General features: G+C 70.4%; 11 protein-coding genes. 5 read left to right on the forward strand and 6 right to left on the reverse strand.

Annotated elements, in window-relative coordinates; translation table 11 throughout:
* Nucleotides 1–10: 10 nt before the first annotated feature.
* Both ACWDMM_RS15060 and mftR read right to left on the reverse strand, forming a co-directional pair.
* Nucleotides 11–916 (reverse strand): STAS domain-containing protein, encoded by a 906-nt coding sequence (locus ACWDMM_RS15060; protein WP_039798458.1) that lies wholly within the window; start codon nt 914–916, stop codon nt 11–13.
* 136 nt (nt 917–1052) lie between these two features.
* Complete coding sequence (gene mftR / locus ACWDMM_RS15065) at nt 1053–1649, reverse strand: mycofactocin system transcriptional regulator (RefSeq protein ID WP_195080078.1); 597 nt, start codon at nt 1647–1649, stop codon at nt 1053–1055.
* Nucleotides 1650–1713: 64 nt separating this feature from the next.
* On the opposite strand from mftR, the gene mftE reads away from it, so the two are divergent.
* Both mftE and mftD read left to right on the forward strand, forming a co-directional pair.
* Nucleotides 1714–2415 (forward strand): mycofactocin biosynthesis peptidyl-dipeptidase MftE, encoded by a 702-nt coding sequence (gene mftE / locus ACWDMM_RS15070; protein ID WP_195080077.1) that lies wholly within the window; start codon nt 1714–1716, stop codon nt 2413–2415.
* Complete coding sequence (gene mftD, locus ACWDMM_RS15075; protein WP_195080076.1) at nt 2412–3635, forward strand: pre-mycofactocin synthase MftD; 1224 nt, start codon at nt 2412–2414, stop codon at nt 3633–3635. The genes mftE and mftD overlap by 4 nt, the downstream gene beginning before the upstream one ends.
* Nucleotides 3636–3637: 2 nt before the next feature.
* Here mftD and ACWDMM_RS15080 read toward each other — a convergent pair whose 3' ends face one another.
* Complete coding sequence (locus tag ACWDMM_RS15080) at nt 3638–4108, reverse strand: MarR family winged helix-turn-helix transcriptional regulator (RefSeq protein ID WP_195080075.1); 471 nt, start codon at nt 4106–4108, stop codon at nt 3638–3640.
* 274 nt (nt 4109–4382) lie between these two features.
* On the opposite strand from ACWDMM_RS15080, the gene ACWDMM_RS15085 reads away from it, so the two are divergent.
* The 3 genes from ACWDMM_RS15085 to ACWDMM_RS15095 all read left to right on the forward strand — a co-directional run bounded on the left by ACWDMM_RS15085 (nt 4383) and on the right by ACWDMM_RS15095 (nt 8096).
* Complete coding sequence (locus ACWDMM_RS15085) at nt 4383–6059, forward strand: fumarate hydratase (RefSeq protein WP_449937859.1); 1677 nt, start codon at nt 4383–4385, stop codon at nt 6057–6059.
* A 136-nt stretch (nt 6060–6195) separates the two neighbouring features.
* A complete protein-coding gene (locus tag ACWDMM_RS15090; RefSeq protein ID WP_323123995.1) occupies nt 6196–6660 on the forward strand; it encodes a hypothetical protein in 465 nt (154 codons plus the stop codon).
* 911 nt (nt 6661–7571) lie between these two features.
* A complete protein-coding gene (locus ACWDMM_RS15095; RefSeq protein WP_195080073.1) occupies nt 7572–8096 on the forward strand; it encodes a M15 family metallopeptidase in 525 nt (174 codons plus the stop codon).
* Between the two features lie 164 nt (nt 8097–8260).
* Here the strand turns inward: ACWDMM_RS15095 and ACWDMM_RS15100 are convergent, their stop codons facing one another.
* From ACWDMM_RS15100 to ACWDMM_RS15110, 3 genes are read right to left on the reverse strand one after another with little or no spacing between them, the layout of a single operon-like run.
* Complete coding sequence (locus ACWDMM_RS15100; protein ID WP_449937862.1) at nt 8261–12451, reverse strand: TIGR02680 family protein; 4191 nt, start codon at nt 12449–12451, stop codon at nt 8261–8263.
* Between the two features lie 3 nt (nt 12452–12454).
* A complete protein-coding gene (locus ACWDMM_RS15105; RefSeq protein ID WP_357105740.1) occupies nt 12455–13870 on the reverse strand; it encodes a TIGR02678 family protein in 1416 nt (471 codons plus the stop codon).
* Complete coding sequence (locus tag ACWDMM_RS15110) at nt 13870–15510, reverse strand: TIGR02677 family protein (protein ID WP_449937900.1); 1641 nt, start codon at nt 15508–15510, stop codon at nt 13870–13872. Before ACWDMM_RS15110 ends, ACWDMM_RS15105 begins: the two co-directional genes overlap by 1 nt.
* Between the last annotated feature and the right edge of the window lie 83 nt (nt 15511–15593).

The following is a 15593-nucleotide window of genomic DNA, read 5'->3' on the forward strand; positions in this document are numbered from 1 at the left end:
GCGCGCCTGATCAGCGGCCGTCGCGTTCGGTAACCCGTTCGGTGACGCGGGAAACCTCGTAGCCCAACAGTCGTTCCGCTTCCTCGATACCGCCCTGCAGGTCGCCGACCGCGTTCATCTTCGACAGATCCAAGCCGATGGTGACCAGGGTGAGGGCGATCTCCGAGGACAAACCGGTGATGATCACGTTCGCGCCCATCAGACCCGACGCGTCGACGGTCTGCACCAGGTGGTTGGCCACGGTGGAGTCGATCTGCGGCACACCGGTGATGTCGATGACGACGACCTTCGCGCGGTTGGCCCGGATGGCGCGCAGCAGCTGCTCGGTGAGCTGGCGGGCGCGCTGGCTGTCGAGCACGCCGATGATGGGCAGGATCAACAGCTGCTCACGCACCTGCAGCACCGGCGTGGACAGCTCGCGGATGGCTTCCTGCTGCTGGCGGATGACGCGCTCGCGCTCCTGCACGAACGACACGGTCACGGTGTTGGCGATGCGGTTGGCCGCCGGTTCGTAGGCGTCGAGCACCTTGTTGAGCAGCTCGAAGTCCGACTGATACTTCTCGAAGAGGCTGCGGGCGAGCACGTCGCGCAGCAACAGCACGATGCCGATGACCTCGTCGGTCTCGACGCCTCTCGGGATGATGCGTTCGGACAGGTCGCGGGCGTAGGCCTGCAGCGCTTCGACGCTACCGGTCTCGAGCACGTCGACGTAGCCGTCGTAGATCGAGGTGGCCTCGGAGAAGATCTCCTCCGGGGTCATCGCGGTGAGCAGCTGGGCGTCGGCGATGCGGCGCGCCCACTCCTCACGCAGCGCGGTGCGGTTCTGGCGCAGATGCTCGACGAGTTGCGGAAGCAATTGGTCGATCGGTCCCGCGGTCAGGGAATCCGCCGAAAGGCTCATGGACACCTCGGACATGGACTCCTGCCCCTTTCGACGGTTCAGTCGGGATCTGTGCGTTCGGCGCGTGCCGATTCCGAGCCTAGTCATACCCCACCCGACTCGCCGCCGAAACCTGCCGGTTGTTCGCCTGAAGTTCGAGTGCGGGAATACCTCACGGCACCGTAGCGAACCCGCGTTCCAGCGCTGCGAGCGCCTCCTCCAAATACACCGTGAGGTCCGCGTCCGCGCGGGCCAGCCAGGCGTCGAACGCGGCGCGCGCCGCCGCAAGCGTGGTCCGGCCGACCGCGAGCGGGATGAGCCCGTCCTCCGGTTCGCCGAGCCGGCCCGCCGCGAACGCGCTCACGGCGCGCTCCCAGGCGTCGTAGTGCGCGCCCGCGGTGGCGGCCAGCGCGGGAACGGTCGCCACCAGCTGCATGCGGGTGCGCAATTCCGGCACGTCCTCGGCGCGATACTTGTTGGCCTCCACCACGACTCGGCGCACCGCGGTCATCATCGGAACGTCGTCGGGGACGGTCGCGAACGCGGCGCGCAGCGCGGCGACCTCGTCGTCGAACTGCGCCCACAGCACCTCCGCCTTGGTGGGGAAGTACCGGAAGAAGGTGCGTCCGCTGATGCCCGCCGCGGCGGCGATCTGCTCGACGGTGGTCTCGTCGAAGCCCTGCTCGCTGAACAGTCGCATGGCGATCAGTTCGAGTTCGCGTTTGGTCGTGCCGCGTGGGCGGCCGCGCGTGGCCCGGTTCTCCAGCATTGTTCGATTGTGCTCGGCCGCCGCGACTCTTGATTTTGTCAGTGACTGACGATAATGTCGCCGCATGTTGACGGATCTCACCTGGCCCGACGCGGGCGCGCGCGCCGAAGCGGGTGCGATCCTGGCCGTCGCGGTCGGCGCGACCGAGCAGCACGGCCCGCATCTGCCGCTGTCCACCGACACCGACGTGGCCGCGGCGTTGTGCGCCCGGCTGGCCGCGGCGCGCGCGGACGTGCTCGTCGCACCGGCGATCCCGTACGGCGCCAGCGGCGAGCACGCGGGTTTTCCCGGCACGCTGTCGATCGGGCAGGCGGCGCTGGAACTGCTGGTGGTCGAGCTGTGCCGCTCGGCGACCGAGACCTTCGAACGGATCCTGCTGGTCAACTGGCACGGCGGCAACATCGAACCGCTGCGGCGGGCGACGGATCTGCTGCGCGCCGAATCCCGCGACGTGCGCCTGTACCTGCCGCGCTTCGACGGCGACCCGCACGCGGGCCGGTCGGAGACGGCGCTGCAACTGGCCCTCGCGCCGGAGCGCGTGCGCGGTGACCGCGCCGCGGCCGGGGACACCCGTCCGCTGGCCGAACTGCTGCCGCTGTTGCGCAGCGGCGGGGTGCGCGCGGTCAGCGCCAACGGCGTGCTCGGCGACCCGGCCGGCGCGACCGCCGCCGAGGGCGCCGCCCTGCTCGATCACCTGAGCGCCGACCTGCTCGACCGAACCCGGCTGTGGTGGCCGGAGAACTCCCCGGAAAGGACCGGAACATGAATCCGTGGTTCGAGACCGTCGCCGAAGCGCAGCGGCGGGCGAAGAAGCGCCTGCCGAAGTCGGTGTACGGCGCGCTGATCGCGGGCTCCGAGCGCGGCCAGACCATCGAGGACAATCAGCGGGCCTTCACCGAACTGGGTTTCGCGCCGCACGTGGCGGGTCCGATCGGAGAGCGCGACCAGTCCACGACGGTACTGGGACAGCAGCTTTCGATGCCGGTGCTGATCTCGCCGACGGGTGTGCAGGCGGTGCATCCCGACGGCGAGGTCGCCGTCGCCCGCGCGGCCGCGGCGCGGGGCATCGCGATGGGCCTGAGCTCGTTCGCCAGCAAGCCGATCGAAGAGGTGATCGCGGCCAACCCGGCGACGTTCTTCCAGTTGTACTGGTGCGGCGGCAAGGACGAGATCCTGCGGCGAATGGACCGGGCGAAGCGGGCGGGCGCGGTCGGGCTGATCCTGACGCTGGACTGGTCCTTCTCGCACGGGCGGGACTGGGGCAGCCCGGTCATCCCGGAGAAGCTGGATCTGCGCACGATGCTGAAGTTCGCCCCGCAGACCCTGGCGCGTCCCCGCTGGCTGGCGACCTATGTGCGGTCGGGCAGCATCCCGGATCTGACCGCGCCCAACATGGCCATCGGCGACGCACCCGCACCCGGCTTCTTCGGCGCCTACGGCGAATGGATGGGCACGCCGGCGCCGGATTGGGCGGACGTGCGCTGGATCTGCGAGCAGTGGGAAGGGCCGGTGTTGCTCAAGGGCGTGATGCGGGTCGACGACGCGCTGCGGGCGGTGGACGCGGGCGTGGCGGCGATCTCGGTGTCCAACCATGGCGGCAACAATCTCGACGGCACGCCGGCCGCGATCCGGGCGTTGCCGGTGCTGGCGGACGCGGTGGGCTCGCAGGTCGAGGTGTTGCTCGACGGCGGCATCCGGCGCGGCAGCGACGTGGTGAAAGCCGTGGCACTGGGTGCGCGCGCGGTGCTGATCGGGCGCGCCTATCTGTGGGGCCTGGCCGCGAACGGGCAGGCGGGTGTGGAGAACGTGCTCGACATCCTGCGCGGCGGCATAGATTCTGCGCTGCTCGGCCTGCGTAAGACGCGCGTCACCGACCTGGACCGTTCGGACGTGGTGGTGCCACCGGGCTTCGAGCGAGCGCTCGGGTTGCCCGAAAACGCCGCCGCGGCAAGCGATCCCGTCGATCACACGGCCACGCACGCCTGAGTTCAGTGCTCGGCCGCCGCGCGCCGGTGGTGCGCCAGCAAGGTGTCGTAGATGTCGGCCAAGGCGGCCAGCTGCTGGCGATCGAGGATGTCGATCATGTGCCTGCGCACGCTCTGCACGTGCGCGGGCGCGGCGTCGGTGAGCACGTCGGCGCCGCGCGGGGTGAGTTTGGCGGCGGTGCGGCGGGCGTCGTCGGGGATGGGTTCGCGCACGACCAGTTCGCGTTTCTCCATCCGGGTGATCTGGTGCGACAGCCTGCTCTGCGACCACTCGAGCTTCGCCGCGAGGTCGGCGAAGGTCAGCCGGTGGTCCGGCGACTCGGCCAGATAGGCCAGCACCGAGTATTCGACGTAGGTGAGGTTGGACTCCCTGGTGGAATCCCGCCCGACCGCCGCGGCGATGAGGTCGCGGGTGCGCACGAAGCCCAGCCAGGCGCGCATCTCGACGTCGTCGAGCCAATGGGGATCGGTCACGACAGCGCTCCAAACTCCGACTTGTACCGGAACGTCACGCGCCGCGAGGTGCGGCGCGGGAACGGTCCGCGCGCGGCCGGACTCGGACGTCCGGGCGCTTTCTCACCAGACGAGAGGTAGCATCACCGGGGTTGAACGTGCAACCTTTGCTGGCCAACTGTCCGAGATAGGGTTGCCTAACCAGTAGGGCGTTCGCGCCGGTGGCTAGGCTCGCTGTGCTCGTGACCAGCCCGGCCGTTCGCGGTGTTCGGGCCCGTTCGAAGGAGTGCGACTGGTGACCGCGCCGGAGTTCCGTTATTCAGACCTGCTGCCCATCGGCGCGGACGACACCCCCTACCGTTTGCTCACGACCGAGGGCGTCAGCACGTTCGAGCACAACGGGCGCACCTTCCTGCAGGTCGAACCGGAGGCGCTGCGGCTGCTCACCGAAACGGCGATGCACGACATCAGTCACTTCCTGCGTCCTGCGCATCTCGGCCAGTTGCGCAAGATCATCGACGATCCCGAGTCCAGCGGCAACGACCGCTTCGTCGCGCTCGACCTGCTCAAGAACGTCAACATCTCCGCGGGCGGCATCCTGCCGATGTGCCAGGACACCGGCACCGCGATCGTGATGGGCAAGAAGTCCGAAGGCGTGCTGACCGGCGCCGACGACGCGGAATGGATCAGCAGGGGCGTGTTCGACGCCTACACCAAGCTGAATCTGCGGTACTCGCAGCTCGCGCCGATCACCATGTGGGAGGAGAAGAACACCGGCTCCAACCTCCCCGCGCAGGTCGAGCTGTACTCCACCGCGGGCGATCCGGCCAACCCCGCCTACAAGTTCCTGTTCATGGCCAAGGGCGGCGGGTCGGCGAACAAGTCGTTTCTGTACCAGGAGACCAAGGCCATCCTGAATCCCACGCGGATGCTGGAGTTCTTGGACGAGAAGATCCGCTCGCTCGGCACCGCGGCCTGCCCACCGTACCACCTCGCGGTCGTCATCGGCGGCACCAGCGCCGAGTTCGCGTTGAAGACGGCGAAATACGCTTCCGCGCACTACCTGGACAATCTGCCCACCGAGGGCTCGTTGTCGGCGCACGCCTTCCGCGATCTGGAACTGGAGGAGGAGGTCTTCAAGCTGACCCAGTCCTTCGGCATCGGCGCGCAGTTCGGCGGCAAGTACTTCTGCCACGACGTGCGGGTCGTGCGCCTGCCCCGGCACGGCGCCAGCTGCCCGGTGGCCATCGCCGTGTCCTGCTCGGCGGACCGGCAGGCGCTGGCCAAGATCACCGCCGAAGGCGTGTTCCTCGAGCAGCTCGAGCGCGAGCCCGCGCAGTACCTGCCCGAGCAGACCGACGCCATCCTCGGCGGCGACGTGGTGCGCATCGACCTGAACCGGCCGATGGACGAGATCCGTGCCGAATTGTCCAAATACCCGGTGAAGACCAGGCTTTCGCTGACCGGTCCGCTGGTCGTCGCCCGTGACATCGCGCACGCCAAGATCAAGGAGCGGCTGGACGCGGGCGAGCCGATGCCGGACTATCTGCGCGACATGGCCGTCTACTACGCGGGCCCGGCCAAGACGCCGGAGGGTTACGCGTCCGGTTCCTTCGGGCCGACCACCGCGGGCCGGATGGACTCCTACGTCGACCAGTTCCAGGCGGCGGGCGGTTCGTTCGTCATGCTCGCCAAGGGCAACCGCTCCGCGCAGGTCACCAAGGCGTGCAAGGAGCACGGCGGCTTCTACCTCGGTTCCATCGGCGGGCCCGCCGCCCGGCTGGCCCTGGACTGCATCAAGTCGGTCGAGGTGCTCGAGTACCCCGAACTGGGCATGGAAGCCGTCTGGAAGATCGAGGTCGAGGACTTCCCCGCGTTCATCGTCGTCGACGACAAGGGCAACGACTTCTTCGCCGAAACGCAGAAGCCGATCGCGCTGCGCGTGCGCACCCGCTCCAAAGAGCGCGTCTGAGCCGGCCTCCTGGCCTGCCTCGGCAGGCCAGGACATGACGATGTCACCCCGATCACCGGGGCGGCGGCGCCGTCGCAGCGGGCACGCTTAGCGGAGAACATCGTTGATCCGGCACCGATGCAGGTCGAGGAGAGCTATGAGCACGTCCAGACCAGTACCGACGGCGTTGTGTATCACCGAGTCGGCCGCCTCCCGGTTGGCCGATCGCGCTGCCCGCGAGGGAACCAGCTGTACCGCATTGCTCGATCGCCTGATCCAGGAAGGCGTCGACCAGCTCGACCACCCCGGAATCGTCTTCCGCGGTCCGCTGCACGACCGGCGGGCCGCGCTGACGGCCGGTCCCGAGGTCTGGGAAGTCGTTGCGCGCCTGCGGGAGTTGGACGGTCCGGTGGAGCGCCGCATCGCCGTGCTGAGCGCGAAGGCGGATCTGCACGCGAGCAAGATCAGGGTGGCGCTCGCGTACGCCCGGGCGCACGACGGGGAGATCCTGGAGCGAATCGCGCGGAACAGGGAAGCGGCGGAGTGGATTCGCCGAGCAGGCGTACCGATGACCTCGCCTCGGCCGCGTCCGAGCGCGCTGGGAGGTCCGCCCGGGATGTGATCGGAGGACCGTGCCGTGTGGTGCGGCCGGTCTTCACATGACTGGGGAGCGAATGTGAAATTCCCGACATCTGTGGATGATCCACCCCACCTGCGGGCGGCTGGCGGCACGAGCGCCGGCCGCCCGCAGTGCGTTCTGAGACTTCGGATCGTTCGCCGTGCGGCGGGCGGGGGAGATTCGCGCAGTGCGTCCGTTTGCCGAGTCCCGGAAAGGTGCGACATACAGACCGAAAGGGACGCATCGCTACGCGAAAGCTCTTCGCGGCGATTCGATCTCATCGCGTCGGCAAGCTTCGATCCGGCGCAAATCGCTCAAAAGCCGCTTATCGACGGCTGATTCAGGATTGATGACAGACCGTGTGTGGCTGTGATCCACAGCACGTGCACAGATTGTGGACATCATTCGTTCCAGGCAGAGCGAAATGTTTGCTGCCCAAGGGCAATTGAGGGCATAACGGACATATCAGATTGGCATTATCCCAAGTTGTGGAGTTTTCTGTGGAATTCGCTCGCGGTTGTCCACATGGCGCCGATCGGTGCAGCGGCTGTCGTGTGGACGTCGCGCCCGCTGCAAGCCATGGCCCGTTGTCGTCGCTGCCCTCGGTGTTCGCCGATTCGGGCGTGGACAACGGGGTGACGTTCGACACCGGACGCGGGGGAGTGATCGGAGCAAAGGCGAACCGAAGGGCCTCGGCGCGCACTGCCGCGGACTCGTGAAGGACACGATCGCCGCATTCACTCGACAGTCCCGCGCGTCCGTGTTGCCGAGCCGGGCACACGTGCGGCGACGACTTGTGCGACCAGTGTGAGTCACCGGTGAAGTCATGCGTCGACACCGTAGGAACACCTCCGCCGCCCATGTGGGATCGGGGCATACCCGGCATACGTGATCGCAGGCGATAGCATCGGCGCATGGTGCTTGGGAATGCTGGGCGGAGCCGGATCGCGGTGGGACTATCGGTAGCGGCGCTTCCTGCGCTGATCACGGCTGGTATCTCGGCGGGGGAGGCGCGGGCCGATACGACCGTCATCGAGCGGCGCGAGTCGGTCGGCTCGGCGACCGGGACGGAGGGGCTCGATCCCGCGCTGGCGCTGGCGTACACCTTGGCCGAACGCGAGGCGCACGCGCAGGGAGTGCCGCTGTCCATCACGTCCGGATACCGGACGCCCGCCGAGCAGCAGGCGCTGTGGGAGGACGGTGTGGCGACCTACGGGCCGGACAACGCGCGTCGCTGGGTGCTGCCGCCGGAGGAGTCCACGCACGTGTCCGGCGACGCCATCGACGTCGGTCCACAGCAGGGCGCGAACTGGCTCGAGGCGAACGGCTACCGCTGGGGGCTGTGCCGATCGTTCGAGAACGAATGGTGGCACTTCGAACTGCAAACCGTGCCTGGCACAGCGTGCCCGCCCATGCTGCCCGACGCCAGCGTGCGGTGACCGGGCCGGTTCGGTAAGAACGCAATCGGCAGCCCGGTGCGGATGCGAGCGCGCCGATCGCTGCTCCCGCTGGGCCAGCCGTGGGGGCGATGAGGCCGCCATGACGGCCCGGCCCGGCGCGACGTGCCGGAGTGTGCCGGTGAGCTACCCGCCCCAGACAACTGCTAGGTCACCGGTGTGAGTTCCAGCGCGCCTTCGATCGTGGTGGGCAGCCTGCGGCGATCGGGGGAGCCGAGCGCGGTGGTCAGATCGGTGCCGTCGTGTTCGGCGAGCAGGTCGCCGCTGTCCCACACCAGCAGGGTCGCGCTGACGGTGTTCTCCGCCGCGGAGTGCGCCAGGTCGTAGTGTGCGCAGGCCGGGACATGCGGGTAGGTGATCCACAGGTCGTAGCCGGTCATGAACAGGTCGAGGTCGAATTGCACGCTCAGGCCGAGCAATTCGCTGCGGCCGTTGTCGTCGACACCGGCGAACGCCTCGTCCAGCGCCAGCAGGCGCGGGGCCTGCGGATCGGCCGAATCGAGCATGACGTGCGCCGCGGCGAACAGCGGCAGGTGCAGCGACACCGACTGCTCACCGCCGGACAGCGCGCTGTGCCTGGCCACGGTGAGCTTGTCCTCGCTGCCGTCGGCGGAGATCAAGGTGAACGAGAACACCCGCCAGGTGCGGTAGTCCAGGGTCGTGGCAAGGATCTCGGGGTAGGAGCGCTCCGGGTGCGCGGCCCGTGCCGCCCTGATCTCGGCGGCGAAATGCGCACGGATCGCCGCCAGATCCTCCGCCGTCAGCGCCGAGGCATCCCGGTCGAGCAGCTTGCACATCGCCCGCGCCGCGTCGGACAGGCTGTCGGCGAGCACCCAGTGCACGCCGATGGTGTTGCCCGACGACATCCGCCGCTGCTTCATCTCCGCGCCCATCCTGGCGATGAGATCGCGTGCGTCGCTGGTGCGTTCGTGGATCTGCTGGGCCAGGCCGGTGAGCAGGGCGTCTTCGAGGATGCGCCGCTCGGCGTCGGTGAGCAGCAGTTCCTGATCGCGGCGCGCGGCGTCGATGCGCGCGGCGAAGTCGGCCAGTGCGGAGACCCCGTGCTCGTCGTGCACCTGGACGACGGTCAAGCCGTCGGCGGCGTCCCACTGCAGCCGGTAGTCGCGGCCCGACCCGGCCAACGCCGCGTCGAACTCCTGCAACGCCGCCGTCACCGCTGTGCGCGTGGACTTGCGGGTCGCCTCGCTCGCGCGCACCGCTGCGGTGGCCGCGCTGAGGTTGCCGAACAGCGCGGCGACTTCGTCGGGCAGCACCACCGGTGTCGCCTCCGGCCCTGCCGTCGCGATCCGGTACAGCAGTTGCTCGGGCGTCGACCACGCGGCGTCGCTGCTCGGCCAGCGTCCGTCGGCGGGGGCGCCGAGCAGCGTCAGCAGATCCGGCTGGGCGTACGGCGCGAGGGCTCGCACCTCGGCCAACACCTCGGTGAGCGCGGTGGCCAGCGACTCGTGCGCGGTGCGGTAGGCGGCCTCGGCGTCGCCGACCGCCTCGATGGCCTGGTTGGCGGCCTTGCGCGCGGCCTTCTGCTCGGCCTTGGTCGCCTCGATCCGCTGCCGGGCCTGCTCCAACTCCCGGTCGATGTCGGCGGCGCCCGCGCCGAGCGCCTCGCGCAGGGTCTCGAGCTTGCGCAGCTGCTCCTCGTATCCGGTGCGCGCGGCCTCGGCCTCCTCCGCGAACGCCTCGGCCAGGTCGGCGGCCTCGGTCAAGCGGTCGTCGGCCTCGCGTTCGCGCTCCCGTTCGCGTTCGTGGTCGCCGCGCAGCCGCAGCAATCCCGTGCCCGTGTTCTCGAAATGCCGGATGGCCGCGGCCAGCGCGTCGATCTCCCTGGCGGTGCGCGGCGTGCGGTGTGCGGTGGCGGCCGCGCGCAGTTTCTTCTCCGCGGCCGACACTTCCGCGACCGCCTGGTCGAGATCGCGCTCGGCCTGGGTGGCGGCCTCCGCGCGCGATCGCAGCACGCCCGCGGCCTCCGACACCGCGCGCAATGCGGCGGTCACCGCGGTCGGGCGCGCGAGCGCCTTGGCGGCGGCGGAGATTCGGGCCAGTTCGGCGTCGGCGGCGGCCTCCTGCTGTTCGGCGGCGGCGCGGTCCTGCTCGGCGGCCGCCACAGCCGCGGTCAACTCGGCCGAGCGGATCTCGCGGCGCCTGGCGCGCGCGGTGGCGCCGATGAACTCGGCGTCGGTCTTGCGGTGGCGGCCGATCTGCACGCCCTGCCGGAACGCCCCGTTCACTCCGATCGCCACCACACCGCTGGGCTCGCCCGCGCCCTCGTGCAGAGCGATGGAAGCGAGCACACCGGCCACCACCTGCCGTGGCACCGCCAGCGTGTCCGAATCGTCTTCCACGACCAGTACGTCGGCGAGCGTGCGACCGGTCGGGCGTTCCGATTCGGGCAGCGGGACCAGGAACTGATCGGATTCGTAGTCCGGCGGCAGCTCGCCTTCCGGGCAGACCCAGGCGTCCAGCAGATTCGCGGCCTGCAACGCGGCCTCGATGCCTGCCGCGGTCTCGGGTGGCACCTCCTCGGCGAAGCGCACCAGCCGCCACAGCGCGGCGCCGGGCCGGTCACCGGTCCGGCCGCAGCGGCCCGCGAAGGCCGGCGGCGCGTCGTCCCGCCGGGCCGCGACTCGCTCGAGTTCGGCGGTCAGTTCCTCGATGCGCGCGGTGGCCGCGGCCACCGCCGCGCGAGCCTCTCGGCGGCGGGTGCGGATCTCCTCGAGCAGGGGTTCGGTGCGTTCGGCCAGCACCTCGGCCACCGTGGGGGCATCCGAACCGGCCTCGGCCAGCGCCGAATTCAGCGCTTCCAACAGTCCGGTGCGTACGGGGGTGTAGATCGCGCGGTGCTCGTCCCACCAAGCCCGCAACGCGGCCGCCGCCTCGGAGCGGGCCAAGCCGACCGCCGCTTCGGCGTGGGCGACCTCCGCCGCGGCGGCGTCCCGCAGTTCCCGCGCGCGCTCGGCCAGCCGCTCGGCCCTGGTGCGTTCGGCGGCGGCCGTGTCCACCGCGCCCACCGCCTTGCGCACGGCGCGCACGTCGGCGTCGCGCTCCTCGGCGTGCCCGCGCACCGCCGCGGTGAGCTGCTCGGCCCGCGCCGACTCCGGCAGCGGCGTCCACGCGATCCCCGCTTCCTCGGCGGCGGCGCGCAGGTCGTCCTCGCCGCGGGCGAGCGCGGCGGCGGCGGTGCGCAGCGCGGTGCGCGCGCGCTCGGCCTCCTGGGTCCGCTGGTCGAGGGTCTGGCGGGACTTGAGCGCCTTGTCGGCGTGCACACCGGCCGAGGTCTCCAGCCGTCGCACCGCGTCGGCGAGATCCTCGAGCTGCTGTTTGCCCTCGTAGGCGCTGGAACGTTGGAGGTTCTCCCGATCGGCGATGGCCTGCTCGTAGGCTCGGTCGGCGTCCTCGGCTCTCGCCTCCGCCGCGGCGCGCTCGGTCTCCCTGCGCTCGCGCAGCGCCGTGGCGGCGAACAGCGCGGTGCTCGCGTGGGTCACCGCGTCGAGCCGCGCCCGCACCTGGTCGACATCCGTCTTGGCTTGCACCGCAAGGTATTTGCGATACACCTCGACGAACGCCCTGGTCGCCGTGTCGGCGTGCACGAGACCCTCCAGGGTGCGGCCGACCTCCTCCATATCGCTGAACGAGCGGGCGGCGTCGAGGATCAATTGCTCGTCGAGCGGGCGCAGGCCGTCGGTGAGCGCCTGCGACAGGCCGCGCGGGTCCAGGTTCTTGGCCAGCTGCGGGCGGCGCAGCGTGAGGATCAGATTGATCAGCTGGTCGTAGCGTTGCGCTCCGAGGCCGAACATGCGCGCGTCGATCGCGTTGCGATAGTCCACCGGCCGGTCGACGATCGAGTCGGAGCCGATCTGCTCGGCCAACTGCTTGCGGGTGAACGGGCGATCGTCCGGGCCGATCAGGGAGAAGTCGATCCCCACCCGGCCGTCGGCGACGAAATACCAGCGGGTCACCTTGTCCGAGGATCGGGTGGCGCGCATGCCGATGCCGACGGTGACCGCCTCGGGATCCTCCCAGCGACCGCGCGCGAACTCCATCCAGACATAGGAGTAGGCCGAGTCCTGCTTGCGGTAGAGCAGGTTCGACTTCATCGTGCGTTCCTCGCCGGCGAACGGGTTCAGCCTGCGCGGCTCGATCCGTCCGTCCAGGACGAACGGGAACAGCACCTCCAGAGCCTTGGTCTTGCCCGATCCGTTCGGCCCGCGCAGCACCAATCTGCCGTCCGCGAAACAGAACTCCTGGTCGCGGTAGTCCCACAGGTTGACGATCCCGGCGCGGGTCGGGGTGAACCGCACTCCGCCGTGAATGAGCGACATTCGTCAGTTCCCTTCCGTCCCGGCGCCGCCGGGCCCGTAGGTGTCGGCCGCGGTGACGAACAGTTCCGCGGCCCGCTTGGTGCGGACGGTGACGACCGCGCCACGGTAGCGGGCCAGTGCGGGCAGCACGAGCAGTCCGTCCTCGACCACCCGGACCAGCCGCAGCCGTTGCAGCAGCGCCACCACCTCGGTGGTGAGACGCGCAACGTCGGCCTGCCATTGCGCGGCGAAGGTCGTGCCGTAGCGATCGGCCAGCGCCCGCACCGTCTCGTCCAGCCATGCCTGATCGATCAGGGGATAGCCGGATGCGACAGCCGGATCCGGCTGCTCCGGGGCGTCGGTCGCCGGGTCGGGTTCGGAGCGGGTCGAATCCGGCTCGGCGAGCGGCGCGAACAGCGTGGATTCGGGGATGGCTTCGTCGAGCTGGCCGGCGAGCGCGGCATCCGTCTCCGGGACGGCGCGGCGGCGCGGCACCGGGTGATCGATGTCGAGCACGCGGTCGGCGATCTCGCCGGCCAGCAGCAAGGCGACCTGCGCGAGCGTCCCGGTCCCCGGAAAGCGGACGTCCGACAGCCGTCCCGAGGTGTCGATCAGCGCCACGCCCTCCGCGCGGCGTTCGGCGCGCAGCCCGGTGAACAGCTCGACTTCCGCGACTACCCGCTCCTGAGCGAGCACCGGACGCTCCTCGGGCGCGAGATCGTCGGCGTACACCACCGGCTGCTCGACCAGCGCCCTGCGCACCCGCCGCGCGATCTCGGCGGTGGTCGTCGCGTGCGCGGAAGCTCCGGCGACCATGGGCTCTTCGGTGAGCAACCCGCGCACACCGTGCAGATGTTGCAGCGCGCGGGGCGGCCGGAACAGCGCGAAGACCACCGGCCGGTCGATGTCGTAGAGCGCCTCGCCCGCCTCCGGATCGCTGGCCCAGCCGCCGGCGTCGCCGTCGGCCAGGCTGAGCGCGCCGCGGACGGTCAGCCAGCCCACCGCGTCGACGAACGCGTCGCGGTCGGCGGCCCGGTCGGTGGCCAGTTCCAGTCCATCCACCCGGTTGGCGTAGGCGGCGACCTGATCGGCCAGCTCCGACAGCGTGATCTGATCCCCGGCGCGCCCCAGCGCGGCGAGCGCGAGGGCGAGGTAGGCGTAGCGGCGGCGGTCGAAGACTCGCTCGGCAGGTGTGCGTGCGGGCCTGCCCGCGTCCAAGCGGTCGATGACCGGGAAGACCCGCGCGGTGGTCTCGGTGACTTCCAGTCGGTAGCCGAACAATTCGGCCAGGTCCTCGCGCAACTCGGTGGCCCAGCGGCGGATCAGCGGCAGTGCGATCCGGTCCGGATAGGTGCGGGTCACCAGGTGATTGGCCAGGATCACCCGGGCGGCGCGTTGATAATTGTCCAGCGTGAGCGCATCGATGGTGCGTGCGTGCATCAGGGCCGCTCCCCGTGCGGGCGTGACCGTGCCCCGGTCGTCTGCTCGATCTTCAGCGAGCGGTTGTTCAATCGCAGCAGCCCGCGGGTGGTGCGCACGACGGTCGGACCGTCGTGCTCGGACACCGTCAGGGTGACGCCGCTGTCGGAACCGGTGGTGCCCGCCACCCGGCCCCGCACCGGAACCCACGCGGTCGAGGCGGCGTCCAGCAGCCGCAGCAGCACTTCGGTCTCCCGGTCGTCGAGCACACGTTCGTGCACGTCGCCGGAGGCCAGCGACCTGGCGGCCTCGGCGCGGGCCCGCTGCGCGTCCAACTGCGCCTCGCGCAGACGCCGGATGCCCGCGTCGTTGCGGTGGATACGGGCGGGCGCCCCGGCCGAGGGCGGGCGCCCGGTCTCGGCGAGCGTGCGCGAGATCTCCAACGGCGGTGCGTCCCACCAGGATCGAATCGCCGGGATCACGTCGGCGTCCGGGTGCTCCATCGCCAGGTGCCGCGGTTTGCCGAGCCCGAACACCGCGTCGAACAGCGCGTGGGCGCTGTCCACGGTGGGCGCCGCGGTGAACCAGCCGGCCAGATGCCGCAGCGCCGACTCCCGGCTGACCCCGCCGCGGCGCGTCTCGGTGACCCGCCGCAGCAACGACAGCACCGCGGCGATGGCGCTCATGGTGGCCTCGCGCAGCCGTTCGGCTTCCGTCGCCCCCGCCTGGTCACCGCCGCCGGAGGCCACGAACCAGGTCCGCAGTCCGTCCCACCTGGCCTGCCAATCCGACCGGCGTTCCTCGACGCTCAGCAGCACCCGCTCGTCGCAGCGCGCCGCGCGGACGATCAGGTCCTCGACGCCGGTCTCCTCGATCTCGGCGATCGCCGCGGCCAGCCGGGGGGTGAACCGGGCCAGGTCGAGGCTGAATTCCCGCATGTGCGCCAGCAGCGCGTCCTTGTGCGCGAGAAACGATTCCGGCGTGATCTCCGTGGTGCGGACCAGGTCGCCGAGTCCCAGATAGAAGTGCGCGGCGCGCGCGGCCAGGTCCGACAGCGCGGTGTCGAGACGGCGCAGCGTGCGGTAGACGCGCTCGGCGTCGCCCGCCCGGTTGACCTCGGCCAAAGTGTGCAGATCGGCCAGCAGCTCCGGCAGCACCAAGCGCGACAGCGATGCTTCGTCGAGACGGGCGCTGAGCACCCCGGCGACTGCCTGGTAGGCCTGGAAACCGGCCTGGGAGAACTGGTACACGTAGTGCCGATTGCGGTATTCGGCCAGCGTCGCGGCGCGGGTTCCGTCGTAACTGCGCTCCAGCACGCCCCACTGGTGCAGCTGGTCGAGCAGCGGGCCGATCTCCGCGGCGGTCAGCGGCGCCGCGGTCCGGCCGACAGCCGCCGGGGACGGGTCCGGCGCAGCGGTTTCCGGCTCGCCCTCGGGTGGACGGGTACGCGCCTGCGCCGAATCCACCCCGGTATTCGCGACCGGTTGGTTTGTGCCGACCGGCTCGGCCGGGTGCGGCGTGTTCCCGATGCGCTCGATCCACTCCGCGACGTCGTCGGCGTGCAACAGCACCACGTAGGCCGCCCGCGCGCCGTCGAACGCGCGCAGCACCCGGAGGTAATCGGCGCGGCGCTCGGCGGTGGCGAAGGAGAACAGCCGCAGCCGGTCGTCCCAGTGGGCGTCGGCCCAGCCGTCATCGGAGTCGGTCACCGGGAACAGGGTAGTAGCGGGCCGATCGCCACCCG

The sequence above is a fragment of the Nocardia sp. NPDC003726 genome (assembly GCF_053586955.1).

Excerpts from the sequence above, each read along its gene's own strand:
- ACWDMM_RS15095 (WP_195080073.1), top strand. The coding sequence starts at position 7,572 with ATGGTGCTTGGGAATGCTGGGCGGAGCCGGATCGCGGTGGGACTATCG.
- mftE (WP_195080077.1), top strand. The coding sequence starts at position 1,714 with ATGTTGACGGATCTCACCTGGCCCGACGCGGGCGCGCGCGCCGAAGCG.
- ACWDMM_RS15090 (WP_323123995.1), top strand. The coding sequence starts at position 6,196 with ATGAGCACGTCCAGACCAGTACCGACGGCGTTGTGTATCACCGAGTCG.
- mftR (WP_195080078.1), bottom strand. The coding sequence starts at position 1,649 with ATGCTGGAGAACCGGGCCACGCGCGGCCGCCCACGCGGCACGACCAAA.
- ACWDMM_RS15100 (WP_449937862.1), bottom strand. The coding sequence starts at position 12,451 with ATGTCGCTCATTCACGGCGGAGTGCGGTTCACCCCGACCCGCGCCGGG.
- mftD (WP_195080076.1), top strand. The coding sequence starts at position 2,412 with ATGAATCCGTGGTTCGAGACCGTCGCCGAAGCGCAGCGGCGGGCGAAG.
- ACWDMM_RS15105 (WP_357105740.1), bottom strand. The coding sequence starts at position 13,870 with ATGCACGCACGCACCATCGATGCGCTCACGCTGGACAATTATCAACGC.
- ACWDMM_RS15060 (WP_039798458.1), bottom strand. The coding sequence starts at position 916 with ATGTCCGAGGTGTCCATGAGCCTTTCGGCGGATTCCCTGACCGCGGGA.